Annotated in this window: 21 protein-coding genes; 14 read left to right on the forward strand and 7 right to left on the reverse strand. The window is 70.7% G+C overall.

Translation table 11 applies throughout. From position 1 onward, the window contains the following. Window positions 1–100: 100 nt before the first annotated feature. Complete coding sequence (locus ACFW9O_RS13310) at window positions 101–1,483, reverse strand: endo-1,4-beta-xylanase (protein ID WP_384608915.1); 1,383 nt, start codon at window positions 1,481–1,483, stop codon at window positions 101–103. 587 nt (window positions 1,484–2,070) lie between these two features. Then, a complete protein-coding gene (locus tag ACFW9O_RS13315; protein ID WP_384608527.1) occupies window positions 2,071–3,918 on the reverse strand; it encodes a serine hydrolase in 1,848 nt (615 codons plus the stop codon). Window positions 3,919–4,192: 274 nt separating this feature from the next. Here ACFW9O_RS13315 and ACFW9O_RS13320 point away from each other — a divergent pair, with 274 nt between their 5' ends. After that, window positions 4,193–5,302 carry a calcium:proton antiporter gene (locus tag ACFW9O_RS13320; RefSeq protein ID WP_384608530.1) on the forward strand — a complete coding sequence of 370 codons (1,110 nt, stop codon included), beginning with the start codon at window positions 4,193–4,195 and terminating at the stop codon, window positions 5,300–5,302. Between the two features lie 46 nt (window positions 5,303–5,348). Here ACFW9O_RS13320 and ACFW9O_RS13325 read toward each other — a convergent pair whose 3' ends face one another. Further along, a complete protein-coding gene (locus ACFW9O_RS13325; protein ID WP_384608531.1) occupies window positions 5,349–7,763 on the reverse strand; it encodes a penicillin acylase family protein in 2,415 nt (804 codons plus the stop codon). 152 nt (window positions 7,764–7,915) lie between these two features. Here ACFW9O_RS13325 and ACFW9O_RS13330 point away from each other — a divergent pair, with 152 nt between their 5' ends. The 3 genes from ACFW9O_RS13330 (at window position 7,916) to ACFW9O_RS13340 (ending at window position 11,333) form a co-directional block, all read left to right on the forward strand. Next, complete coding sequence (locus tag ACFW9O_RS13330) at window positions 7,916–9,442, forward strand: acyl-CoA synthetase (protein ID WP_384608534.1); 1,527 nt, start codon at window positions 7,916–7,918, stop codon at window positions 9,440–9,442. Window positions 9,443–9,713: 271 nt separating this feature from the next. Continuing rightward, a complete protein-coding gene (locus ACFW9O_RS13335) occupies window positions 9,714–10,286 on the forward strand; it encodes a sortase (protein ID WP_384608536.1) in 573 nt (190 codons plus the stop codon). 150 nt (window positions 10,287–10,436) lie between these two features. Then, entirely contained in the window at window positions 10,437–11,333 is an 897-nt protein-coding gene (locus ACFW9O_RS13340; RefSeq protein ID WP_384608538.1) for a class F sortase, read from the forward strand. 27 nt (window positions 11,334–11,360) lie between these two features. Here ACFW9O_RS13340 and paaK read toward each other — a convergent pair whose 3' ends face one another. Further along, the gene (gene paaK, locus ACFW9O_RS13345; protein ID WP_351172400.1) at window positions 11,361–12,650 is read right to left on the reverse strand and encodes a phenylacetate--CoA ligase PaaK; all 1,290 of its coding nucleotides are present in this window, start codon (window positions 12,648–12,650) and stop codon (window positions 11,361–11,363) included. A 214-nt stretch (window positions 12,651–12,864) separates the two neighbouring features. Here paaK and ACFW9O_RS13350 point away from each other — a divergent pair, with 214 nt between their 5' ends. Beyond that, window positions 12,865–14,385 (forward strand): alpha/beta fold hydrolase, encoded by a 1,521-nt coding sequence (locus ACFW9O_RS13350; protein ID WP_384608541.1) that lies wholly within the window; start codon window positions 12,865–12,867, stop codon window positions 14,383–14,385. A gap of 45 nt (window positions 14,386–14,430) precedes the next feature. On the opposite strand, the gene ACFW9O_RS13355 is transcribed toward ACFW9O_RS13350, so the two are convergent. Continuing rightward, window positions 14,431–16,065, reverse strand: coding sequence for an FAD-dependent oxidoreductase (locus ACFW9O_RS13355; protein WP_384608544.1), 1,635 nt, complete (start codon window positions 16,063–16,065; stop codon window positions 14,431–14,433). Between the two features lie 259 nt (window positions 16,066–16,324). Between ACFW9O_RS13355 and ACFW9O_RS13360 the strand changes: the two genes are divergently transcribed. The 7 genes from ACFW9O_RS13360 to ACFW9O_RS13390 all read left to right on the forward strand — a co-directional run bounded on the left by ACFW9O_RS13360 (window position 16,325) and on the right by ACFW9O_RS13390 (window position 21,618). Further along, complete coding sequence (locus tag ACFW9O_RS13360; protein ID WP_351172409.1) at window positions 16,325–17,446, forward strand: SchA/CurD-like domain-containing protein; 1,122 nt, start codon at window positions 16,325–16,327, stop codon at window positions 17,444–17,446. Between the two features lie 75 nt (window positions 17,447–17,521). Beyond that, window positions 17,522–17,956 (forward strand): cupin domain-containing protein, encoded by a 435-nt coding sequence (locus ACFW9O_RS13365; protein ID WP_329214404.1) that lies wholly within the window; start codon window positions 17,522–17,524, stop codon window positions 17,954–17,956. Further along, a complete protein-coding gene (locus tag ACFW9O_RS13370; protein WP_356424792.1) occupies window positions 17,953–19,221 on the forward strand; it encodes a beta-ketoacyl-[acyl-carrier-protein] synthase family protein in 1,269 nt (422 codons plus the stop codon). The genes ACFW9O_RS13365 and ACFW9O_RS13370 overlap by 4 nt, the downstream gene beginning before the upstream one ends. After that, window positions 19,218–20,468 carry a ketosynthase chain-length factor gene (locus ACFW9O_RS13375; RefSeq protein WP_384608548.1) on the forward strand — a complete coding sequence of 417 codons (1,251 nt, stop codon included), beginning with the start codon at window positions 19,218–19,220 and terminating at the stop codon, window positions 20,466–20,468. The genes ACFW9O_RS13370 and ACFW9O_RS13375 overlap by 4 nt, the downstream gene beginning before the upstream one ends. A gap of 13 nt (window positions 20,469–20,481) precedes the next feature. Next, window positions 20,482–20,739 (forward strand): acyl carrier protein, encoded by a 258-nt coding sequence (locus tag ACFW9O_RS13380; RefSeq protein WP_351172419.1) that lies wholly within the window; start codon window positions 20,482–20,484, stop codon window positions 20,737–20,739. A gap of 1 nt (window position 20,740) precedes the next feature. Continuing rightward, window positions 20,741–21,220, forward strand: a complete 480-nt coding sequence (locus tag ACFW9O_RS13385) for an SRPBCC family protein (protein ID WP_384608552.1) — start codon at window positions 20,741–20,743, stop codon at window positions 21,218–21,220. Between the two features lie 68 nt (window positions 21,221–21,288). Beyond that, window positions 21,289–21,618 carry a TcmI family type II polyketide cyclase gene (locus ACFW9O_RS13390; protein ID WP_351172422.1) on the forward strand — a complete coding sequence of 110 codons (330 nt, stop codon included), beginning with the start codon at window positions 21,289–21,291 and terminating at the stop codon, window positions 21,616–21,618. Between the two features lie 81 nt (window positions 21,619–21,699). Here ACFW9O_RS13390 and ACFW9O_RS13395 read toward each other — a convergent pair whose 3' ends face one another. Next, window positions 21,700–22,791, reverse strand: a complete 1,092-nt coding sequence (locus tag ACFW9O_RS13395; RefSeq protein WP_384608555.1) for a methyltransferase — start codon at window positions 22,789–22,791, stop codon at window positions 21,700–21,702. A gap of 34 nt (window positions 22,792–22,825) precedes the next feature. Next, window positions 22,826–23,923, reverse strand: coding sequence for a nitrous oxide reductase family maturation protein NosD (locus ACFW9O_RS13400; RefSeq protein WP_384608558.1), 1,098 nt, complete (start codon window positions 23,921–23,923; stop codon window positions 22,826–22,828). A 190-nt stretch (window positions 23,924–24,113) separates the two neighbouring features. On the opposite strand from ACFW9O_RS13400, the gene ACFW9O_RS13405 reads away from it, so the two are divergent. Both ACFW9O_RS13405 and ACFW9O_RS13410 read left to right on the forward strand, forming a co-directional pair. Beyond that, window positions 24,114–24,356, forward strand: coding sequence for a DUF397 domain-containing protein (locus tag ACFW9O_RS13405; protein ID WP_351168109.1), 243 nt, complete (start codon window positions 24,114–24,116; stop codon window positions 24,354–24,356). Window positions 24,357–24,429: 73 nt separating this feature from the next. Next, the gene (locus tag ACFW9O_RS13410) at window positions 24,430–24,831 is read left to right on the forward strand and encodes an ACT domain-containing protein (RefSeq protein WP_384608561.1); all 402 of its coding nucleotides are present in this window, start codon (window positions 24,430–24,432) and stop codon (window positions 24,829–24,831) included. The last annotated feature ends 2 nt before the right edge of the window (window positions 24,832–24,833 follow it).

Consider the following 24,833-nt stretch of genomic DNA (forward strand, 5'->3'; position numbering starts at 1 on the left):
CCGCCCCGCCAGGTCTCGGGACCGGGCGGGGCGGTGATGAGGAACGGGGCGGGTGGGTGCGGGTTTCACGCGCCCCGTTCCGGCCGGTGGCCGGCTCCGGTCAGGAGGCGGTGCAGGAACCGACGGTGGGGGCGGAGGTGTTGCCGTTCGTCGCGACGGTGAACCCGAAGCTCGTCGAGGCGCCCGCGGCGAGACTGCCGTTGCCGCTCGGTCGCACGGTCATCACGTTTCCGCTCGAGTCCCAGGTGGGCGAGCCGTTCCAGGTGGCGCTGACCTTCTGCGGAGAGGCCACGGTCACCGGCACCGTCCACGTACTGATGGCGGAACTGCCGGCCTTGACGGTCACCTGTCCGTTGTACCCGCCGTTCCAGGTGGCGGTCTGCGTGTACGTGGCGGTGCAGCTGCCGGTGCCACCGCCGTCGCCTCCACCGGTGGAGCCGCCGAGCGCGGCGAGCACCGCGTCGTACGCCGGCTTCTTGTTGTAGTTGCCGTCGAAGAGGAGCGGCGTACCGCTGCTGCGCCACGAGTACTTGTCCGTGACACCCCAGACGGTGATGCCGGTGCAGCGCGACACGGCCAGGCAGGCGTTCACCACCTTGGTGTAGTTGGCGGCCTGGGCGGAACCGGACCCCTCGATGTCCAGCTCGGTGATCTGCACGTCGACACCGAGGGCGGCGAAGCGCTGAAGGTTGGCCTGGAAGTCGCTGGGAACGGGGGAGTTGCTGTTGAAGTGCGACTGGAAGCCCACGCAGTCGATCGGCACACCCCGCGCCTTGAAGTCCTTGACCATGTCGTAGACCGCGTTGCTCTTCGCGTTCTGGCCGTCGGTGTTGTAGTCGTTGTAACAGAGCTTGGCGTTGGCATCCACCGTGCGGGCGGTGCGGAACGCCTCCTCTATGAAGCCGTTGCCGAGCTTGTCCTGGAACGGTGAACTGCGCCGTGCCCCACTGCTGCCGTCCTGGTAGGCCTCGTTCACCACGTCCCAGGAGTGGATCTTGCCCTTGTAGTGCGTCATCACCTGGGTGATGTGGTTGTTCATCGCCGTACGCAGATCGGCGGTGCCCAGGCCGCCGACCCAGCCGGGAAGCTGGGAATGCCACACGAGCGTGTGCCCGCGGACCTTCATCCCCTTGCTCTGGGCATGGCTGACGATCTGGTCGGCCGACGCGTAGTTGAACGAGTTGCGGGTGCTTTCGAGCGCGTCCCACTTCATCTCGTTCTCGGGCGTCACCGAGTCGAACTGGGCGTCCAGCGTGGACGCGTACTGCGCCTCGCCGAGGTGATTGGCGGCCACCGCCGTACCGAAGTACCGGCCCTTCGCCGCCGCGGCGTTGCCGAGCGTGCCGACCGCCTCGGCCGTACCGGCGAGAGAGACCACACCCGCCGCGGCGAGGACGCCCGCCGTGATGAGCGAGACCGCCCGTCTGGCACGGGCCGGCAGGTGCGGACGGGCGAGGGGGCCGCCGGGGGACTTCTTGGCCATCACGTTTCCAGCCTCTTCTTCCGGTTGCCGGGCGGAGCGAACTGGGGACCCGGCAAGGTGGTTCGGACCGTTCGAGGTGCTGTGCAACCGCCGCGGGCGCACCCGGTGGGCACTCCCGCGGCGGGGACGAGCGTTGGAGCAGCAGGGGGCGCGAGGGAGAGTATGCGCTCAACGTGACGAACCGTCAACGCCACATTTCCGAAACATTTCCGAGCGAACAACCGCTCATGTGTGAGCGGACAGTGAGATGACCTGCGCAGATGGTGTGACTCCAGCACGTATGGGAATTCATCCGGCAGCGTCCCCCGTAATCACGCTCGGGCGTTACGAAAGACATTCATGAGTGTCGACGAAAGTTTCGGATCCGGAAACGGCGGAGCGCGGACCACCTTCGGGTGGCCCGCGCTCACTGTCCGTCTCTCTCATGCTCCGCGCGCCGAGGCGTGCGTCATCAGCCGCTGCTGAGGGAAAGCCCGATCACGACGCCCGCCGACACGGACACCCTGCCCGGCGTCAGGTCGGCCTCGCCGCCGCCGTACGCGCCCGGGCGCGCAGCTCCTCCAGCGTCATCCAGCCGGCCGGAACGCTCAGTCGGCGGAGAGGATCCAGCCCGTCGCCTCGATGCGGCCGGAGTCGCCGGGCCTGTTCCCGTCGAAGAGCGTGCGGCTGCCGTCCCGGACACGTACACCGTCGACGTACGCGCCACGCCCGACGTACAACTGGTCGGTGGTGTACCGCCATCGCAGTACGACCTCCGTGCCGCGCCAGGCGGCCAGATCCGCCTCCAGACGATGCCAGACCCGGCCCGACCAGCCCGACACCGAGCCCGCGGGGTGCGGCTCCGGCTGCGGGGGCCGGGCTCCGTCCGCCGGTACGGTCGTGAACGGCACGGGCTGCCACGTCGCCCCGGAATCGGACGACGCCTCCAGCCGCAGGGAGTCCGAGCCCGGCTCGGTGTCCCACCAGAGCGCACAGCTCAGCACCGCGTGCGCGGACGCCGGACGGAGCGCGGGCAGGGCGAGCGTGGCGGTCGAGGCGCTCGCCATGCCGGAGAACCAGGCGGTACGGCCATGGGCGGGACGGACGGGAACGGCGCGTGCCATCCGGTTGGCCGCGGCGACCCGCGGCGCACTGCCCGACCGCCAGCTGCGCACGGGGTGCACCGAGTTGCCGAGGACGATCAGGAACGAGTCCGTCGTCGGATCGAGGACGAGGCTGGTGCCGGTGAACCCGGTGTGTCCCGCGGTGCGCGGCGTGGCCATCGCACCCATGTACCAGTGCTGGTAGAGCTCGAAGCCCAGGCCGTGCTCATCTCCCGGGAACGCGGTGTTGAAGTCGGTGAACATCAGCTCCACGGAGTCCTCGGACAGGATCCGGGACCTGCCGTAGACGCCCCCGTTGAGCAGCGTACGGGCCAGGATCGCCAGATCCCAGGCGCAGGAGAAGACCCCCGCGTGCCCGGCGACCCCGTCCAGGCTGAAGGCGTTCTCGTCGTGGACCTCGCCCCAGACCAGTCCGCGGTCCAGGCCGGACCAGGGCAGCCGGGAGTCCTCGGTGGCGGCGATCTTCGGCTTCCAGGAGGCGGGCGGGTTGTAGCGGGTGCGGTGCATCCCGAGCGGAGCGGTGATCTCCTCACGGAGCAGCACGTCCTGGGCGCGGCCCGTGATCTTCTCCAGGACCAGCTGCAGCGAGATCAGATTGAGGTCGGAGTAGAGGTACTTCGTGCCGGGGGCGGAGGCCGGCACCTCGTTCCACAGCAGACGGAGCTTCCCCTCCCTGGTCGGCTCCTTGAAGAGCGGGATCCAGGACCGGAAGCCCGAGGTGTGCGTGAGAAGCTGACGTATGGTCACGTCCTGCTTGCCGCCGCCCGCGAAGTCCGGCAGATAGGAGGCGACCGTCGCCTCGAGCTCCAGCGCGCCCCGCTCGATCTGCTGCACGGCCAGGATCGAGGTGAACAGTTTGGACACCGACGCCAGATCGAAGACCGTGTCCTCGGCCATCGCGATCTGCTGGTCCGCGGGGAACTCCACCCCGGTATCGGTCTTCTCGTCGTACGCCGCGTAGCGCACCGCCTTGCCGATGGGCCGGTGCAGGGCCACGGTGCCGCCACGCCCTGCGAGCAGCACGGCCCCCGCGTACCAGGGGTGCTTGGGGGAGTCGGCGAGGTACGTCTCCGCGTCGGCGACGAGCTGGTCGAGCGGCTCGGACAGCAGCCCCGCGCGCTCGGCCGAACCGCGGCGCAGTGTGGGCCTGCCCTGCCCCGGACTCATACCCGTACCAGCTCCCGACTGTGTGCCCGCTTCCGCCCCGCGTCCGGCGGCCACCGCCGCACCCGCGAAGGGCATCGGCGCGAGGGCGAGGGCTCCGCCCAGCGTCAGTATCCCGCCCCCCAGCCTCCGACGGCTCATTCCCCTGCCCGACACGTCCCCGGCCATTCGGAACCCCTTCCCCTGATGTGGACAGCACGTGAGCGAAAGTAACTTTCGAAATCTCGCCCGAGCCTGAAACTTCCTGCCGAAGCAGAGATTACTGTCACCCCTGCCGTCCCGTACGTCTCTGACGGACAGAAGAATCTGACGTGACATCAGGAGACCGTGTGCGTGCGGATCGCGACGCGTTGGCGATCGCGAAGACGGGAGCCCGTGTTCCCGGCCGGCCCCGGCGCCGTGCCACCGAGCGCTCCCGGGTCGCCTCTGGCAGCCTGTGGCCATGAACGTGAGCACAACGGCCCGGGCCCTGGTCACCCAGTGGACCGTTGCGGTACCGGTGATCGCGGCCGTCGCGCTGGTACTCAGCTGGGGCCGCGAACTGTCCCCGACGGCCGTAGCCGTGGTGGCCCTGTGCCTCGCGGGCGCGGTGCTCGCCGCCGTCCACCACGCCGAGGTGATCGCGCACCGGGTCGGCGAACCCTACGGCTCGCTCGTCCTCGCCGTCGCCGTGACCGTTATCGAAGTGGCCCTGATCGTCACTCTCATGGTCGACGGCGGGCCGAAGACCTCCTCCCTCGCCCGCGACACGGTCTTCGCCGCCGTCATGATCACCTGCAACGGCATCGTCGGACTCTCCCTCCTGGTTGGGGCCGTACGCACTCGGGTGGCCGTCTTCAACGCCGAGGGCACCGGCGCCGCACTGGCGACAGTGGCGACACTGGCCACCCTGAGCATGGTCCTGCCCACCTTCACGATCGGAAAGGCCGGCCCCGAGTTCTCCTCCGCCCAGCTCGGCTTCGCCGCCGTGGCCTCGCTCCTCCTGTACGGGCTGTTCGTCGCCGTACAGACCGTGCGGCACCGCGAGTACTTCCTGCCGCTCACCCAGGACGGCCGGCCGCGCAAGGCCGAGGACGACCCCGTGCCGCTGCCCGGGCGGGGCGCGACCGTACTCAGCGTGGTCATGCTCCTGGTGGCCCTCGTGGCGGTCGTCGGCGACTCCAAGGCCGTATCGCCGACCATCGAGTCGGGTGTCGAGGCCGCCGGGATGCCGCAATCCGTGGTGGGCGTCGTCATCGCGTTGCTGGTCCTTCTGCCCGAGACCCTCGCCGCCGTACGGGCCGCGCGGCGCGAGCGGGTGCAGACCAGCCTCAATCTGGCCCTCGGCTCGGCGATGGCCAGCATCGGCCTCACCATCCCGGCCATCGCGCTCGCCTCGATCTGGCTGGAAGGACCGCTCCACCTCGGCCTCGGTGCCACCCACATGGTTCTGCTCGCCCTGACCGTCGTGGTGGGCGCCCTGACCGTCGTGCCGGGGCGTGCCACCCTGCTTCAGGGCGGGGTGCACCTCGTCATCTTCGTGGCGTTCGTCTTCCTGGCGATCAGCCCCTGACGCGTCCTGCCGGTGCGTCAGGGGCCGATGCCGGACGGAGCGGGACCTATCGCCTCTCGTGGACCCGCACGACCCACAGCGCGGGTGAGCGTGCGATGTCCTTCTCGCAGAACCGCGACGTCACCCAGCGCTCGCCCGAGTACAACCGGGTCTGGTCGCTGTAGTGCGGTGACGCCGGGTTCGACGACTGGGAGTACGTGAGCAGGGTCCGGGCCACCGGGCACGGACCGCCGTCCCAGCCGACCACCTGGATGTAGCTGGAACCGGCCGACACCTCCGTGTAGCCGCCGCCCGCCGCGTTCCACACGGGTTCGGTCTTGTTCCAGACGCCGAGTGACTCCGTGCCGCCGCCCACCGGGATGCGCTTCCCGTTGCGTACGACGAACTGATGGCTGCCCAGAGGAGCGTCCAGCGCGATCCCCGCCGCCCGCAGCTCGGCCACCGCGTCGGCCAGTGCCGCGGCGACCCCGGGCGCCGAGGTGTTCAGGGTGTTGGGGGTGCGGACCGGATCGGCAGCGGAGAACGGCACCTTCCACAGTTTGTCGGCGGGGACCGTCGCGGTTGCCCTGCGCCAGAAGCGGTCGAAGAGCAGGGCTCCGGCACTGTCGGTGTCCGTGGTCCGGTCCCAGCGCTTCAGCACCCCGCACGCCGTCGACACGTCGACGGGCGAACCGTCGGCCCCGGGCGCGGTGCCGCCGGGCAGCGCCGAGCATGCCCGCGCCAGATCACCGGCCGCCATGTCACCGGCGGGAGCCCTGTTCGCGAACTGTTGGCGCTGCAGGTCACCGACGGTCAGCCGGCCCTTCTCCGCCATCGCGGACACGTCCTCGATCGCACCGCGGGTACGCATGGAGCGCGGTGTGCCGATGGTGCCGAAGACACGCTCGTAGCCGGTCAGCGGTGTCTGCGCATGGGTCAGCCAGGCACTGTCGTTGGAGTTCTCCACGTACGGGGTGTCCTTGAGCACGGGCATCCTGCCCGGCCCGAAGATGCCGGGCTGGAGGGCGTCCGGGTCGGATCCGAGCGCGCACTCGCTCCTCGACCCGTCGAGCACCGCAAGCCCCGACGAGGGGTACGTGGCCTTGCCGAGCGCGGTGGAGCAGCGCTGTGCCAGGTCGTCGGTGATCCTCGGCAGCACCTGGGACTGGGAGAAGAAGGAGTGCCCCCGGGAGTCGGCCGCTACCGTGTTCACCCACGGCAGGCCCTGGGTGCGGCGCAGCGCCGACTCGATGTCCGCCGTACTGCGAGCCCTGCTGAAACCGAGCGAGGTGTCCGAGGCGCGCAGGTTCGAGGCGTTGGGATCGTTCAGCGCGTACGCGGTCGTCGCCGTCCAGGGCAGCGGCAATCCCGCCCCCAGTGAGGTGACCACGGGACCGTAGCGGGTCCACCACTGGCTGCGGGTCACCGGGTCGGCGCCCTTCACGGGAACCGTGACCGTCCGCTTCGTCATCCGCTCGCTCCGGCCGTCCACCAGGTAGGCCGTCGGATCGGCGGGGTCGAGCGTCAGCTGATGCAGGTTGAGCGTGACCCCCGTGGCGACGGTATGGCTCCAGGCGATGTTCCTGTTGTGGCCGATCGACATCGTCGTCGAGCCGAGCAGGGAACCGCCCGCCACATCGAGCTCGCCGGGAATGGTCTGCTGGGACTGCCAGAACCGGCGCCCGCCCTGCCACGGATAGTGCGGGTTGCCGATCAGCAGCCCGCGCCCACCGGCCGTCGTGGACCCGTTGAAGGCGACGGCGTTGGAACCCATGTCGGCGTTCTGCGTGGACAGCAGCCGCAGCGCGGCGCCGGCGGCCTCCTCGGGGGACACACCCGGGACGGCCGGGACCGAGGACGGCGGCTGCGCGGCCGTGATGCCTTCGATGCCACGGCCCTGACCGCCGAGTACCGAGATCGCGAAGCCCCGGACGGCCACGTCGAGCGTGGTGACGGGCCGTACCCAGGAGGCGCCCCGGCAGGCCGGATCCGTGATCCGGTTCTGCTTGATCCACGCGTTGTACCCGGCGGCCCAGCCGCGCATGGTCTCCTTGACCTCGTGACTCGGACCGGCCGGCGCCGGGACCTTCAGCAGCTTCTCGACGGTGCCGCTCGCGCGCACCCCGCGGAAGTACAGATCGCTGGAGAGGTTCTTCGTCGCCGAGGACAACGAGCCGTCGGGGGCGGCGTCCTGACCGAAGTACGCCGACCGCTCGCCCCGCACCGTGACGAATCCGTCGGCGAGGACGCACACCTGGTCGGCGGCCTGTGCCCAGCCGTTGCCGAAGCCCAGGTCCGCGTAGCCCTTCGCCACGATGTGCGGGATGCCGTACTCGGTGTACCGGATGACGGCGGACAGTCCGCCGCCCGAAGGGTGGTGCTCGGGCGAGGTGCGGGCCGCGGCCGGAGGCAGCGACGCGGCCGCGGTGAACAGGGCGAGTCCGGAGACCGCGAGGAGTCTCAGACGATTACGGAGGGGCAAGGGTCCTCCCAACTGTGAGGGTGGGAACAGCGGTTGCCCGGGAGCCCCGGACAGCCACGCGCCACTCAGTCAGCCCCACCGTGCACCTGTCAACCGGCTGGTCGGTATCCGGGCCCTTGACCCCCGGGGGCGGGGCCGCCCAGGATCACGCCATGACAGGTGTACGCAGCAGCACAGTCGACGGAGTCGTGGCGCGCAGCGCCCGGCGCACCCCCGAGCACATCGCCGTCCGCTACGCCGGGCGGTCCTGGACCTATGCGGCCCTCGACGCGTCCGTCAGCACGGCCGCCGCGGTGCTGACCGGCGCACACGGACTGCGTCCCGGTGACCGGGTCGCCTCCTTCGCCCACAACTCCGATGTCTATCTGATCGCCTACCTGGCCTGCGCCAGGGCGGGGCTGGTCCACGTGCCGGTCAATCAGAACCTCACCGGTGACGACCTGGCGTACATCCTCGAACAGTCCGGCAGCTCCCTCGTCCTCACCGACCCCGACCTGGCTTCGCGCATCCCGGAGGGACACGCCGTACGCGCACTGCGCGACGCACCGGACTCGCTCCTCGGTGAACTGGACACCCGGCGCCCCTTCACCCCCGACCGTGCGCCCGGCGCCGACGACCTGGTCCAGCTGCTGTACACCTCGGGCACCACGGACCGGCCCAAGGGCGCGATGATGACGCACGGCGCCCTGGTCCACGAGTACGTCAGCGCCGTCACCGCGCTCGACCTGCGCGCCACCGACCGGCCCGTGCACTCGCTGCCGCTCTACCACTCCGCGCAGATGCACGTGTTCCTGCTGCCGTACCTCGCGGTGGGCGCCGAGAACACCATTCTCGACGCCCCGGACGCGGGCCGGATCTTCGACCTGGTCGAGGCAGGGCAGGCGGACAGCCTTTTCGCCCCGCCCACCGTCTGGATCGGCCTCGCCAACCACCCGGACTTCGCCACCCGTGAGCTCGGTGCCCTGCGCAAGGCCTACTACGGTGCCTCGATCATGCCGGTGCCCGTACTGGAACGGCTGCGGGAGCGGCTGCCCGGGCTGGCCTTCTACAACTGCTTCGGGCAGAGCGAGATCGGCCCGCTCGCCACCGTCCTCGGCCCCGACGAGCACGAGGGCCGGATGGAATCGTGCGGGCGGCCCGTGCTCTTCGTCGAGGCGAAGGTGGTCGACGAGCACGGCAAGGACGTACCTGACGGCACGGCAGGCGAAGTGGTGTACCGCTCCCCGCAGCTGTGCCAGGGCTACTGGGACAAGCCGGAGGAGACCGCGGAGGCGTTCCGCGACGGCTGGTTCCACTCCGGCGACCTCGCGGTCCGCGACGCACAGGGCTACTTCACCGTCGTCGACAGGGTGAAGGACGTCATCAACTCCGGAGGCGTGCTCATCGCCTCACGACAAGTGGAGGATGCCCTCTACACCCATCCGGCAGTGGCCGAGGCGGCGGTCGTGGGGCTGCCCGACGAGCGCTGGATCGAGGCCGTCACCGCGATCGTCGTGCTGCGTGGCGAGGTCACCGAGCCCGAACTGATCGCGTACGCCCGTGAGAAGCTCCCCCACTTCAAGGCGCCGAAGAGGGTCCTCTTCGTGGACGGGCTGCCGCGCAACGCCAGCGGAAAGATCCTCAAGAGGGAGCTGCGGGACCGGTTTTCCGGCAGCCGGACCCTGAGACCGGGGGAGTAGGCGGCGGGTGCCCACCGCCTTCGGCACGGTCGGGTCACCCGCCGCGCTTAGCCCGTTCGCCGTCCGCCCGCCGGATCCTCCGCCGCCCCCGCCGCCGCTTCCGTGACCTGCGTAAACGATCACGCGGGGGCGGATTCCTGCGCCTGGCCGGGTGACGTATACGGCGACATGTCATGTTGCGGATGTGACGGACTGTCGGTTGCCTCGGGAGCGAAGCACAGCAGAGGTGCCGCGCAGACAGGCCGGACCCTGCTCCCGTAGGAGGATCCTCATGCGCAACACACGCGTCGGTGCGGGTATCTGTCTGATCGTCGGTGCCCTCGGGCTCACGGCCCCGGCTGCGGTCGCCGCCGTCGAACCCGCCGCCGAGCCCAGTATCCGCATCAGCCCCGGCAAGGCCACGCCCGGTTCCAAGGTCACGGTCAGCACCAGGGCATGCGGCAAAGAGACGTACGGCAAGGGCACGTCGGAGGTCGGCGGGGCGTTCCACCTCTTCGCGGGTGAGCGCAAGGGCACGCTCGTCGGCGTGTTCGAGATCCCGGCGGGGACGGTCGCCCGCACCGACACCGTGATCGTGAAGTGCCCGCCGCGGATCATGATCACTGATACGTACCGGATCGCCGACCGCGTCCAGAGCGGCGGGGGCGCCCCGAACGGCGGGGAGGCCCCGAACGGTGGGGGCGCCCCGAACGGCGGGGGTGCTCCGAGCGGCGGCGTCGAGGCCGGCTTCGGGGCTCCCACGGACAAGGGCACGCAGCTTGCCGCGGGAAGCGTGCTGCTGGCCGGTGCGATGGCCGGAGGCGTGGTCAGGATGCGCCGTCGGGCGAGCGCCGTCGGAGCCTGACCGCGTTCGTGTCCGGCCGCAGGCGTTTCCCGATCGGGTCGTGTCCCGACAGCGGCCGAGTCCTGTCTGCGGGCCCCGGATGCCGTACCGGCCCGGGGTCCCGCGGACTCTCCCCAGTAGTTCACCCGCTGCGAAGCAGAGGCAACCGAGATGGAAACCGGGCGCAGGTCCAGCACGTCACCGCAGGCGTTCCCCGCGGTCAAGCATCTTGTCTGGGCCCTGGTCGCGGGCACCGCGCTCGTGGTCAGCGGAATGCGGGACGACACCCCACCGCAGCCGCCGGCCACGCAGGCCATCGTGGCTCCTTCACCTTCCGCGCCCGTCCGCAGCGCTCCGGCGCCGGCCGCCGCCCCTCCCGCGCGACCGGCGATCTCCCAGGCCTACACGGCCCCGCTAGGTGCCACCCGAGCGGTGCCCGTCTACGTGAGCCCCGCCCCCGTGCCGCCGGAGCTCGCACCCCGGCCACCCGTACGTCCGGCCCCCCTGCGTCCCCTGCCGGCCACGCCCGCCCCGGTGACCCCGGCCCGCGTGACTCCCGCCCCGTCCCCCAGCCCCAGCGCCCCGGTCGCGCGGCCCACCGTCGACCCGCTGCCGCCGTCGGACCCGGTCCGGCTGCGTATCCCCACCGTCGGCGTGGATGCCCCGGTGGCCCGGCTGGCCCTCGACGCGGCGGGAGCGCTGCAGCCTCCGCCGGACGACAACCCGGTCCTGGCCGGCTGGTACGCCGACGGCACCGCTCCCGGCGCCGTCGGCACCGCGATCACCGCCGGACACGTGGACACCCGTGTCGGACCCGGCGTCTTCCACCGGCTGGGATCCGTCCGCAAGGGCGCCACGATCGAGGTCATCCGGGCGGACCTGCGCACCGCCGTGTTCACGGTCTACGCCGTCGAGTCCTACGACAAGAAGAACTTCCCGGACAAGAAGGTCTACGGTCCGTCCGCCCGCCCCGAAATCCGGGTGATCACCTGTGGCGGGGGCTACACCAAGAAGTCGGGGTACCGGAGCAATGTCGTCGTCTTCGCGGCTCTGACGGCGACCCGCTGACCGGCCGGGTCCGCACCGGGGTGCGCCTCAGGTGGCGTTTCTGAGGTCGATGATCCGCTTGATCTTTCCGACCGACCGCTCCAGCACCTCCGGATCGACGATCTCGACCCCCACCGTCACCCCGACCCCGTCCTTCACCGCCGCCGCGATCGACCGGGCGGCGGCGGCACGTTCGTCCGTCGTGGCCCCGGCCCGCGCCTCCGCGCGTACCGTCAGGGCGTCCAGGCGGCCCTCGCGGGTCAGCCGCAGCTGGAAGTGCGGAGCCACCCCCGGCGTCCGCAGCACGATCTCCTCGATCTGCGTCGGAAAGAGGTTCACCCCGCGCAGGATCACCATGTCGTCGCTCCGCCCGGTGACCTTCTCCATCCGCCGGAAGACCCGCGCCGTACCGGGAAGCAGCCGCGTCAGATCACGGGTCCGGTAACGGATCACCGGCATGGCCTCCTTGGTGAGCGAGGTGAACACCAGCTCGCCCTCCTCACCGTCCGGCAGCACCTCGCCGGTGAGCGGATCGACGACCTCCGGATAGAAGTGGTCCTCCCAGATGTGCAGCCCGTCCTTGGTCTCCACGCACTCCTGCGCGACACCCGGGCCCATCACCTCGGACAGCCCGTATATGTCGACCGCGTCGATGGCGAACCGCTCCTCGATCTCCCGGCGCATCTGCTCGGTCCACGGCTCGGCCCCGAAGATGCCGACCTTCAGCGACGTCGTACGGGGATCGACCCCCTGACGCTCGAACTCGTCCAGCAGGGTCAGCATGTACGAGGGAGTGATCATGATGATCTCGGGACGGAAGTCCTGGATCAGCTGAACCTGGCGGGAGGTCATGCCGCCGGACGCGGGAATGACGGTGCAGCCGAGGCGCTCCGCCCCGTAGTGCGCCCCGAGTCCGCCGGTGAAGAGCCCGTACCCGTAGGCCACATGGACTTTGTGCCCCGGGCGCCCGCCCGCGGCCCTGATCGACCGGGCCACCACGTCCGCCCAGGTGTCCAGATCGCGTTCGGTGTACCCGACCACGGTCGGCCGGCCGGTCGTCCCGCTGGACGCGTGGATGCGCCGTACCCGCTCTTCGGGGACGGCGAACATCCCGAAGGGGTAGTTGTCCCGCAGGTCGGCCTTGACGGTGAACGGGAAGCGGGCGAGGTCGGCGAGCGAACGGCAGTCCTCGGGCCGCAGACCGGCCTTGTCGAAGGACGCCCGGTAGAAACCGACGTTGTCGTACGCGTGCCGCAGCGTGGCCCGGAGCCGTTCCAGCTGCAGTGCCTCCAACTCGTCGCGGCCGAGCCGCTCGGCAGCGTCCAGCAGAGCCGTCATGCGGATGATCCTCTCGCCGAAGCGGGCGACCGATCGTTCGGTCGATGTCCCTGGGAGTAGTAATTCAGGATGCCGACGCCATGGCAAGAGGCGTGAAGCCCCTCAAGAGGTGCCGGGCGGGCAGCCGCTCCGCTCCCTCCCCGCAGGGTGTCCGCCTGATCGCTGTGGGCGTACGCGCCCGCAGCCGCCCCCCTGCCCTGTTTGGATGGCGGGCATGCCGACTTTCCGCACGTACGACGGGACCGAACTGGCCTACCACCTCGTGGGTGACGGCCCCCTGCTGATCTGCCTGCCCGGCGGCCCGATGCGGGCCGCCCGCTACCTCGGGGACCTCGGCGGACTCTCCCGCGTGCGCCGGCTGGTCCTCCTCGATCTGCGCGGCACCGGGGACTCCGCAGTCCCGGAGGACCCGTCGACGTACCGCTGCGACCGGATCGTCGACGACGTCGAGGCCCTTCGCACGCACCTCGGCCTCGAACGGATCGATCTGCTGGCCCACTCCGCGTCCGGGAGCCTCGCGGCCCTGTACGCCGCGAAGTACCCGCAGCGACTGCGCACCCTCACCCTCGTCACTCCCAGCACACGCGCCACCGGTATCCCCGTCACGGACGAGGACTGGCGCCAAGCCTCCGAACTGCGCAGCCAGGAGCCCTGGTACGCCGAGGCCAGGGCCGCGCTGGAGGTGGTCTGGGCCGGGCACGCCACGGCCGACGTCTGGGCCGCCACCCTGCCGTTCACCTACGGGCGATGGGACGCCGGTGCCCGGGCGCACGCCGCCGAGGCCGCCGCCCAGACCAACGCCGAGGCGCGGTCGCTCCACTATCCGCAGGACGGCCTGGAGACCGCCGCGGTCGTCGAGGCCCTGCGGGAGCTGGAGGCGCCGGTACTCGTCGTCGCCGGGGAGTACGACGGCGGCCCCAGCCCCGACCGCGCGGCCGAGCTCACCGCGCTCTTCCCGCACGGCGAGCTCGTCGTCCAGCGGGGCGCCGGACACTACCCGTGGATGGACGACCCCGGCTCCTTCGTCCGCACCGTCACCGCCTTCCTCGACCCCGGGGTCAGCAGCGTGCACGCAGGCGGGAACCGGCTCGCCCACCGCACCTGGGGCGATCCCGCGTCCCCGCCCGTCGTGCTCGCCCACGGACGGGGCGGCAACAGCCTGGACTGGACGGGAATCGCCGAACGGCTCGCCGTAAGGCACCGGGTGTACGCACTCGACTTCCGGGGCCACGGACTCAGCGACTGGCCCGGCCGCTACTCCTTCGAGTTCTTCCGCGACGACCTGCACGCGTTCCTGGAGGTCCGCAATCTGGCCGGCGCCGTCGTGGTCGGGCACTCGATGGGGGGCGCGGCCGCCCTGATGCTCGCCGAGCAGCACCCGGGGCTGATCGGCGGACTCGTCATCGAGGACGCCCCGCCCATGCTCCCGCTCGACCCGCCCCGCGCACCCGCGGAGCGGCCCGCCGGGGAACTCGGCTTCGACTGGCCGGTGGTGGGCGCCATCGACGCCCAGCTGAACGCCCCCGATCCGGCGGTACGGGAGCGCCTGGGCGAGATCACCGCCCCCACGCTCGTGGTCGGCGGATCCCGCAGCCACATCGACCAGGAACAACTGGCGTGGATGGCCCGCCGGATACCCGGCGGGCAGTACGTCCGGGTCGACGCCGGGCATCTCGTGCACCACGACAACCCGGACGCCTTCCTCACCGCCCTGAGGTCGTTCGGCGTCGGGTGAGACGCGGCGGACGAGGCGCGCGGGCGAGGCGCGCCCGCCAATCGCTCAGTCGCGGTGGAGCAGCGTCGTCAGCGCCTCGTACAGAGTCGCCTCGGCGTCGGCCACGCCGCCCTCGGACCGCCAGGCCACGAAGCCGTCGGGGCGCACGAGCACCGCACCCTCGGGGCTCGTGCCGTGGGCGGCGCTCCAGTCCGCATCGTTCGCGGGCCGCAGATCGGCACCCTGGCCCGAACCGATCGTGAAGGCGTCCAGGCGGACCTTCAGGCGCTCCGCCGCCCGGACCGCCGCCGCACGCCATTCCGGGTGGCCCGCGTCGGACAGGAGCACGAACGACCTCTCGTACAGATCCAGGGTCGACAGGCGCACACCGCCCCGGTCGACCCACAAGTGCGGTGCGCGGGTGCCGGGTTCGCCCGTCAGACCCATGCCCTCGGGTACCACCGGCAGGTCGGTGTCCGTGCCCAGCACCGCACCTTGGAGATAGCGGTATCCGAGCGCGACCGTGAGCATGCCGCCCTTGCGCCCACCGGTCGGACCGGGTGACCCGGCGTAACCCGGGTGACTGTGCTCCCCCGAACGGGCCGACGCGCGGGCGCTCGTGGCCTTCGCCACCGGCAGGCGCTCCGCCTCGTACGTCCCGAGGAGTCCGGGCCCCGCCTCGCCGGAGATCACCGCAGCCAGCTTCCACGCCAGGTTGTGCGCGTCCTGAATGCCGGTGTTCGAACCGAACGCGCCGGTGGGGGACATCTCGTGGGCCGAGTCACCGGCGAGGAAGACCCTGCCCACCCCGTAACGCTCCGCGACCCGCTCCGCGGCGTGCCACGGTGCCTTGCCCGTGATCTCGACGTCGAGACCGGGCGCTCCGACCGCCCTGCGGATGTGCTCCGCGCACCGCTCGTCGCTGAAGTCCTCCAGGGTCTCGCCCCGGTCCGGCTGCCACGGCGCGTGGAAGACCCACTGCTCCTCGTTGTCCACCGGCAGCAGTGCCCCGTCCGCCTCCGGATTGGTCAGGTAGCAGACGATGAAGCGCCGGTCGCCCACGACCGAGGCGAGCTGCCGGGACCGGAAGGTGATGCTCACGTTGTGGAACAGATCGCCGGGCCCCGACTGGCCGATGCGCAGCTGCTCCCGGATCGGGCTGCGGGGCCCGTCGGCGGCGACGAGGTAGTCCGCCCGCACCGTGGTGTGCTCCCCGGTCTCCCGGTCCTTCACCACAGCGGTCACGCCGTCCGCGTCCTGCTCGAAGGTGAGCAGCTCGCTGGAGAACCGCAGCTCGCTGCCCTGGTCACGGGCGTGGGTGACGAGCACGGGCTCCAGGTCGTTCTGACTGCACAGGCACCAGCCGCTCGGGCTGAACCGGGCGAGACCGCCACCCGGGTCGATCTCCTTGAACAGCCACTCCTGGTCGTCCCCGGTGAGCGACCCCGCCTGGAGGATGCCGTGGTTGTCCTCGAGCACCGAGGCGGCGTCCCGGATCAGCTGCTCGGCACCGGCGGCGCGGAACAGCTCCATGGTGCGGACGTTGTTGCCGCGCCCGCGGGGGTGGGTCGACGTGTGCGCGTGCTTCTCGACGAGCAGGTGGCGGACGCCGAGCCGGCTCAGGAAGAGGGAGGCGGACAGGCCCACCAGGGAGCCGCCCACGATGAGGACTGGTACGCGGAGGTCGGTCTTCTCGTTCATCAGTTGCTCCAGCTCGGACGCAGGACGGATGCAGTGTCCATGCCCTTGTGCGGAGGCTTCGGTCACCGCCTCACCTGAACGGTTCATAAATCTCGCGCCGCCCGTACCAGCGTTCCACGATCAGTCGCGGGAGCGAACTCGCGATGCGGGGGCGACAACACGCATCAGCGGGCAGGGACCTGCTCCGCTTCCACCGACACCGACGGATGACGAGGGCCACGGGACGTGGCCGCCGATCCGTCTCGAAGGAGAGCGAAAGATGACCATTCTCTCGGAACGCATATCGCAGTCCGCCTTCGACGGTTCGAGGCTCCGGGTCATACTGCTGCTGGACCTGCACGACGGCGCCCAGAACCAGTTCCTCGAGGCGTACGAGCACATGCGGAACCAGGTGGCCTCGATTCCCGGGCACATCAGCGACCAGCTGTGCCAGTCGATCGAGAACCCCTCGCAGTGGCTCATCACCAGCGAGTGGGAGAGCGCCCCGCCCTTCCTCGCCTGGGTGAACAGCGAGGAGCACGTCGCGACGGTGCAGCCGCTCCACAGCTGCGTGCGCGACACCCGCTCCCTCCGCTTCAGCGTGCTGCGCGAGACCGGCGTCGCGTTCGAGCAGCGGACCCCCGAGCCGGCCAAGGGCCGCCTCCAGGCCACCCCGCGTCTGGGCGACGGCGTGGTACGCCACGCGCTCACCTTCACGGTGAAGCCGGGCACGGAGGAGATGGTCGCGAAGATCCTCGCCGACTACGACTCCCCGCAGTCACGCGTCGACGAGAACACCCGGCTGTGCCGTACCTCGCTCTTCATGCACGGGAACCGTGTCGTGCGGGCGGTGGAGGTCGAGGGCGACCTGATGGCGGCCCTGCGCCACGTCTCGCGGCAGCCCGAGGTCAGGGCTCTCGAAGAGGCCATCAACCCGTACCTGGAGCAGGACCGCGACCTCAGCGACCCCGACTCCGCCCGGATGTTCTTCACCCGGGCCGCACTCCCGACCGTCCACCACGTGAAGGCCGGCCGTCACGCCGCCGAGGACGTCCAGCGGCACGCGCTGTTCTACCAGGCCAAGGAAGGCTGCGGCATGGCGTTGGCCCGGCTGCTCGCAGGCCAGGACGAGGAGGCCGCGGACGACGTCGCCAGCCCCATCGAGAGCAGCACCATCTTCCAGCGCGACGACATCGTGGTGCGGCTCCTCGAGGTGAGCGGCCCGTTCGACGCCCAGCCCGCCCAGGCGCTCGGCATCGGCGGCAACCGCAAGGCGGCCATGCTCGGCCGGCTGCTCGACGGCGGTGCCAACGGCATGCCGACGACCGACCAGGAGGCCGCGCGTTTCCTCGCCCAGGCAGAGATGAGCCTGATCACCGACCGTCGGGCCACCGAGTCCTGAACGGCTTCACCGGCACCCCCGGGGACCGCCCCGGGCTGCCGTCACACCGCACAACGCGCCTGGAGGAGAGCAGTCATGACCACGCACCGGCCTCGCATCGTGGACCTCAGCGAGACTCAGCCCAACCGCAGGCGCGGAGGCGACCTGCGCGCCCTGCTCACACCGACCGCCGTGGGCGCCACCAGCGGCTTCATGGGGCTGGCCATCGTCAACCCGGGTGAGCGCATCGGCGAGCACTACCACCCGTACTCCGAGGAATTCGTGTACGTCGTGCAGGGACTCCTCGAAGTGGACCTCGACGGCGAGCCGCACGCGATGCGGCCCGACCAGGGGCTGCTGATCCCCCCGCACGTCCGCCACCGCTTCCGCAACGTGGGCGACGTGGAAGCGCGCATGGTCTTCCACCTCGGTCCGCTCGCCCCGCGCCCGGAACTCGGGCACGTGGACACCGAACACACGGACGTCGCCGAGCGCGGAGCCCCGCCAGAACGAACGGAGGCTGCGTCATGACCCGTCGTGTGGCCGTCACCGGAGTCGGAGTCGTCGCACCCGGCGGCATCGGAGTCCCGGCGTTCTGGGACCTCCTCTCCAGCGGACGTACCGCGACCCGTGGCATCACCCTGTTCGACCCGGCGGCCTTCCGCTCGCGCATCGCCGCCGAATGCGACTTTGATCCCGCGGCCCACGGCCTCGACGAGGACCTGGTCGCACGGTCGGACCGGTACGTCCAGTTCGCCCTGGTGGCCGCCCGGGAGGCGCTGAGCGACGCCGGACTCGACCCGGAGAAGGAGGACCCCTGGCGCATCGGGGTGTCCCTCGGCACCGCGGTCGGGGGCACCACCCGCCTCGAGCACGACTACGTGGCCGTCAGCGGGAGCGGCAAGCGCTGGGACGTCGACCACCGGCCGGCGGGCGCCCACCTGGAGCGGGCGTTCTCGCCCAGCACCCTCGCCTCGGCCGTGGCCGAGGAGGTCGGCGCCCACGGGCCCGTCCAGACCGTCTCCACGGGCTGCACCTCGGGCCTCGACGCGATCGGGTACGCCTTCCACTCCATCGAGGAAGGCCGGGTCGACGTCTGCATCGCCGGTGCGTCGGACACCCCCATCACCCCCATCACGGTGGCGTGCTTCGACGCGATCAAGGCGACCTCGGCGAACAACGACGACCCGGAGCACGCCTCCCGGCCGTTCGACGCCCGCCGGGACGGCTTCGTCATGGGCGAGGGCGGCGCCGTCCTCGTACTCGAGGAGCTCGAACACGCCCGTGCCCGCGGGGCGACCGTCTACTGCGAGATATCGGGCTACGCCACCTTCGGCAACGCCTACCACATGACCGGGCTGACCGGCGAAGGCCTCGAGATGGCCGAGGCCATCAACACCGCCCTCGCGCACGGCCGGATCAACGCCTCGCAGGTCGACTACGTCAACGCGCACGGCTCGGGCACCAAGCAGAACGACCGGCACGAGACGGCAGCGGTGAAACGGGCCCTGGGCGCGCACGCGTACAAGGTGCCGATGAGCTCGATCAAGTCCATGGTCGGCCACTCGCTCGGCGCCATCGGCGCCATCGAGATCGCCGCGTGCGTGCTGGCCATCGAGCACCAGACGGTGCCGCCGACGGCCAACTACGAGACCGCGGACCCCGAGTGCGACCTCGACTACGTGCCGCGCACCGCACGGCCCCTGAAGCTGCGCAGCGTGCTTTCGGTCGGCAGCGGGTTCGGCGGATTCCAGTCCGCCGTCGCCCTGACCCGAACAGGCGGGAGGACCCCATGAGTACCCGGACACACCGGCGATCCGTCATTACGGGGATCGGTGTCGTCGCCCCCAACGGGACCGGCGCCGGTGCCTTCTGGAAACAGACGCAGGAAGGCGTCAGCGTCCTCGACACGGTCTCCCGCGAGGGCTGCGAGAACCTGCCGCTGCGCGTCGCGGGCGAAGTCAGGGACTTCGACCCGGTCGCGTTCATCGAGGAGCGCTACCTCGTCCAGACCGACCGCTTCACGCACTACGCGATGGCGGCCGCCGATCTGGCCCTGGACGACGCACGGCTCGGCCGCGCCGACTACGAGAGCGCCCCGTTCAGCGTGGGCGTGGTGACCGCCGCCGGGTCCGGCGGCGGCGAGTTCGGCCAGCGCGAACTGCAGCGGCTGTGGGGGCAGGGCTCCCGCTACGTCGGCCCGTACCAGTCCATCGCCTGGTTCTACGCCGCCAGCACCGGTCAGATATCGATCCGCGGCGGCTTCAAGGGGCCGTGCGCCGTCGTGGCCAGCGACGAGGCCGGTGGCCTGGACGCGCTCATGCACGCCGCACGCTCCATCCGGCGCGGCACCGACGCCGTCGTCGTCGGCGCGGCCGAAGCGCCCCTGGCGCCGTACTCGGTCGTCTGCCAGCTCGGCTACGAGGACCTCAGCACCTGCGACGAACCGACCCGCGCCTACCGTCCGTTCACCTCGGACGCCTGCGGATTCGTACCGGCCGAGGGCGGCGCGATGCTGGTGGTCGAGGAGGAGTCGGCGGCTCTCGGCCGCGGGGCCCGGATCCGTGCCGAACTGGCCGGCCATGCCGCCACCTTCACCGGGGCGTCCCGGTGGGAACAGTCCCGCGAGGGACTGGCGCACGCCATCGGGCGGGCGCTGGAGGAGGCCGGCTGCGCGCCGGAGGAGATCGACGTCGTCTTCGCGGACGCGCTCGGTGTGCCCTCGGCCGACCGCGCCGAGGCACTGGCCATCGCCGACGCGCTGGGCCGGCACGGCCGGCGCGTACCGGTGACGGCGCCCAAGACCGGCATCGGCCGCGCCTACTGCGGAGCACCCGTGCTGGACACGTCCGCCGCGGTACTCGCGATGGAACACGGTCTGATCCCGCCGACGCCCAACGTCTTCGAGGTGTGCCACGACCTCGACGTGGTCACCGGCCGCGCGCGCCCCGCGGAACTGCGGACGGCGCTGGTACTGAGCCGAGGGCTCATGGGCTCGAACGCGGCGCTCGTGCTGCGCCACCGCACCGACACCCCTCAGTGACAAGGAGTCCCGCATGACCACCCAACTGACCTACGAGGAACTGGCCGCGCTCATGAAGAACGGCGCGGGTCTCACGGTCGACCCGCTGGCGATGGAGAGCCGTCCCGGCTCGGCCTTCGACGAGTACGGCCTGGACTCGCTCGGCCTGCTCGGCATCGTGGCCGTGCTCGAGAACCGGTTCGGCCGCCCGCTGCCGGTCGACGCCGACCGCTGCAAGACCCCCGGCGAGTTCCTCGACCTCGTCAACAACACCCTCGTGACAGGAGCCTGAAGTGTCCGGACACACGGAGAACGAGATCACCATCGCTGCCCCTCTCGACCTCGTCTGGGACATGACGAACGACCTCGAGCACTGGCCGCAGCTGTTCAGCGAGTACGCGTCCGTCGAGGTGCTCGAGCGGAAGGGCCAGACGACGAAGTTCCGGCTCACCATGCACCCGGACGACAACGGCAAGGTCTGGAGCTGGGTCTCGGAGCGCACCACCGACCGGCCGGGGCGCACCGTGAACGCCCGCCGTGTCGAGCCCGGCCCGTTCCAGCACATGGACATCCGGTGGGAGTACTCGGAGGTCCCCGGTGGCACGCGGATGCGCTGGCGCCAGGACTTCGCGATGCGTCCGGACGCACCGGTCGACGACGCGTGGATGACGGACAACATCAACCGCAACTCCCGCGTCCAGCTGGAACTCATCCGCGACAAGATCGAACAGCGTGACCGGGAGCGCCGCTCCGCCTCGGTCCCGGCCAACTGACGCAGTGCCCGCCCACGGCCGGTCCGCGACACCGGTCCGGCCGTTCCGGGTACCAGAAAGGCAGCCCGATGCACCACGCCCTGATCGTTGCCCGGATGGCGCCTGAATCCGGTCCGGACATCGCCGAGTTGTTCGCCGAGTCCGACAACACCGAGCTTCCCCACCTCGTCGGCGTCAACAGGCGCACCCTGTTCCAGTTCGGCGACGTGTACCTGCACCTGATCGAGTCCGACCGGCCCCCGGGCCCGGAGATCGCCAAGGTGACGCAGCACCCCGAGTTCAAGGCCATCAGCGACCGGCTCACCGCCTTCGTGAGCCCCTACGACCCGCAGACCTGGCGCGGTCCGAAGGACGCGATGGCCCAGCAGTTCTACCGGTGGCAGCGCGACGGCGCCTGACGCGACCGAGGACCGCCCCGGCTCCGGCACCTGGGTGCCGGAACCGGGGCGGTCTCCGTGTGCCGCGGACCGTCGTGGACGTCAGTCCGGCACGACGCACTCGAACGCGTGGAGATACGCGTTGACCGGGCGGACCTCGCCGACCCGGAGGCCGGCCTCGGACATCCGGCCCAGCAGGCTCTCCCTCGTGTGCTTCGCGCCGCCGACGTTGAGGAGGAGCAGCAGGTCCATGGCCGTGGTGAACCGCATCGAAGGCGTGTCGTCGACCAGGTTCTCGATGATCACCACACGGGCGCCCGGGCGGGCCGTCGCGACCACGTTGCGCAGGGTCCTGCGGGTGCTCTCGTCGTCCCACTCGAGGATGTTCTTGATGATGTAGAGATCCGCCTCGACCGGGATGTCCTCACGGCAGTCCCCGGGCACGATCGATACGCGCGACGCCAGTGAGCCGCCGTCCCGGAGCCGGGGGTCCGCCTTCGCGACGACACCGGGCAGGTCCAGGAGCGTTCCGTGGACCGTGGGGTGCTTCTCCAGCAGGCTCGCGAGCACATGCCCCTGGCCGCCACCGATGTCGACCACCGAGGACACCCCGGTGAGGTCGAGGAGCTCGGCGACATCCCGCGCCGACTGCATGCTGGACGTGGTCATGGCGCGGTTGAACACATAGGCGGACTCGCCCGCGTCCTGGTGGAGATAGTCGAAGAAGCCCTTGCCGAACGTCTCGGGAAAGACGCTGGTCCCGGAGCGCACGGCGTCGTCGAGCCGCGGCCAGACCTCCCACGTCCAGGGCTCCGTGCACCACAGTGAGATGTACCGCAGGCTGTTCGGGTCGTCCTCGCGCAGCAGGCGGGACATCTCCGTGTGGACGAACCTGCCGTCCCCGTTCTCGCTGAAGATGCCGTAGCAGCACAGCGCGCGCAGCAGCCGCTGCAGCGGTACGGGCTCGGTGTGCACGACCTGGGCGAGCTCCGCCGCCGAGGCGGGCGTGTCTCCCAGCGCGTCGGCGACGCCCAGCCGGGCCGCCGCCCGTACGGCTGCGGCGCAGGCCGCCCCGAACGCCAGCTCCCGCAGGCGCATGGACGGCGGCGGGGCCGGAGCGGCGGTGGGGGCGAGGGGCGCGGCGATGGTGGACGCCACAGGGGTGGTGTCGGGGGTGGGACTCACTGTGGTCATACCGTCTCGTTCCTCCTTGTGCGGCGCTGGTCCATTACTCGGCACACATTCCGGCCGGCACGGACGTCCCGCACTGGTTGCTGGTGAAGGTGTTGCCCTTGCCTGTGGTGTCCCTGTTGGCCAGGTCTGCGGGCTTGTTGCCCCGCACGCGGTTGCCGGTGACGGTGTTGTCCGTGTTGAGGGCGCCCACGAAGCTCTTGAACAGGAGGATCCCGCCGGAGAGCGGGGTGGCCCCCACGTTGTTCCGGATGTCGTTGTCCCGTACGACCGTGGCCTCGCTGCCGGTGAGGACGATGCCGGACCCCTGGATGGCCGACAGCCGCGGGGTCGCCGCGCAGAACTTGTTGTTCTTGAGGATCCGGTTGCCGCTGACGGTCATCGCGCCGGCCGCGGGCTTGGACTCGTCGCCCACGACGAAGACCCCGCTGCAGTTGCCGCTGATGAGGTTGCCGTCGATCAGGAGGTTCCTGACCCGCCGGGCGGTGACGCCGATGCGGTTCCCGCGCAGGGTGTTGTTCTGGACCTCGGTCCCACGGGTGTCGGTGGCGCCGCCCTCCTCGCTGACCGAGTTCGCGATGAAGATCCCCGCGTCACCGTTGGCGGTGGCGGTGTTGCGCCGGAAGTCCCCACGCGTCGAACGCTCCTGGGCGATGCCCCAGGTGCCGTTGTTCTTGGCTGTCACCCGGTGGACGGCCAGTCCGTCGGTCCAGGAGGCCCAGACGCCGCTCTTCTTGAAGCCGGAAACGGTCAGGGACCGGATGTGGACGTCCTCGACGATCCGGGTCTTGGTGCCCACGACGCAGATACCGTTGCCGCCCGCCGCGCACGCGTTGGCGGCCTTGGTCTTCTTGGTCGTCTTCGTCGCCTTGGCCGGCATGATGACGGTCTTGCCACCGGTGCCGCGCAGCGTCAGCCCCGGCTTCGTGATCAGGACGCTCTCACGATAGGTACCGGGCAGGACGACGACGGTGCCGCCGGGTCCCGCGGCGTTCACCGCCTTCTGGATCGAACCGCCGGGCCGGACCACGTGCTCTCGCGGTGCGGCTGCCGAGGACGGAACCACTGCCGCGCCCATTGTCGTAGCCGTGATGACAGTGATGCCTACCAGGCATTTGATGTGTTTTTTCCTCATGAGCTGAAGCTATGGGCGATGACCCCCCGCTGCCACGCAAGGTGAGCGTATGGATACATGGCGTGCCTGAATGGCTTACTCGATCCGCCGCCGCCGATGCCCGGCGCATGACGCCGGGCCCTGCCGCGCCCTGTCCCGGGCCGTCGGCGGTGGCTAGGCTTTGGCCGGACGACGAGCGTGAGGAGAAGCCGTGACGGAGAGCGCCACCGGCCGCCAGCAGTTCGCCGGCTGGGACAAGCCGGAGCTCGACCTCAGTAACGCGGACTGGCGGTCGGGCAGCCAGGGCGCGGGTGATGTCCAGATCGCCTTCGTGGAGGGATTTATAGCGATGCGCAACGCCGGTAGACCCGGCAGCCCCTCGCTGATCTTCACCCCGGCCGAGTGGCGGGCCTTCGTGATCAACGCGCGGGACGGCGAATTCGACCTCGTGTGAGCCGTGCCGCGGCGTCCGTGCGGGTGCCGTCACCACGAGCGGCACCGCACACGGGAGCCGTAACGTTGCCCCCATGACCGGCGAGCGCGATCTGCGAAAACTGCTGCACGGCATGCGACCGGAGCTGAATCCCGGCCGCTACGTCTTCACGACGGTGCCGGACGGTGAGGTGCCCGGCGGTGTGACCCCGGTGGTCGCCGTCAGCGAGCGCGAGGGGCTGACCCTGGTGGTACCCGAGGCGCAGGCGCTGGAGTCCGGACTGGCCCACGACTTCGTCGCGGGCTGGATCACCCTCCGGGTGCACTCTTCACTGGAAGCCGTCGGCCTGACCGCCGCGGTCTCGCTGGCCCTCACCGACGCGGGGGTGAGCTGCAACGTTGTCGCGGGATTCCACCACGACCACCTGTTCGTTCCGTACGCGCGTGCGACCGAAGCCGTCGCGCTGCTGGAAGCGCTGGCCGCGGAGTCCGCTTAGGG

It is taken from the genome of Streptomyces sp. NPDC059499, from assembly GCF_042749285.1.
In the GTDB taxonomy this organism is placed as follows: domain Bacteria; phylum Actinomycetota; class Actinomycetes; order Streptomycetales; family Streptomycetaceae; genus Streptomyces.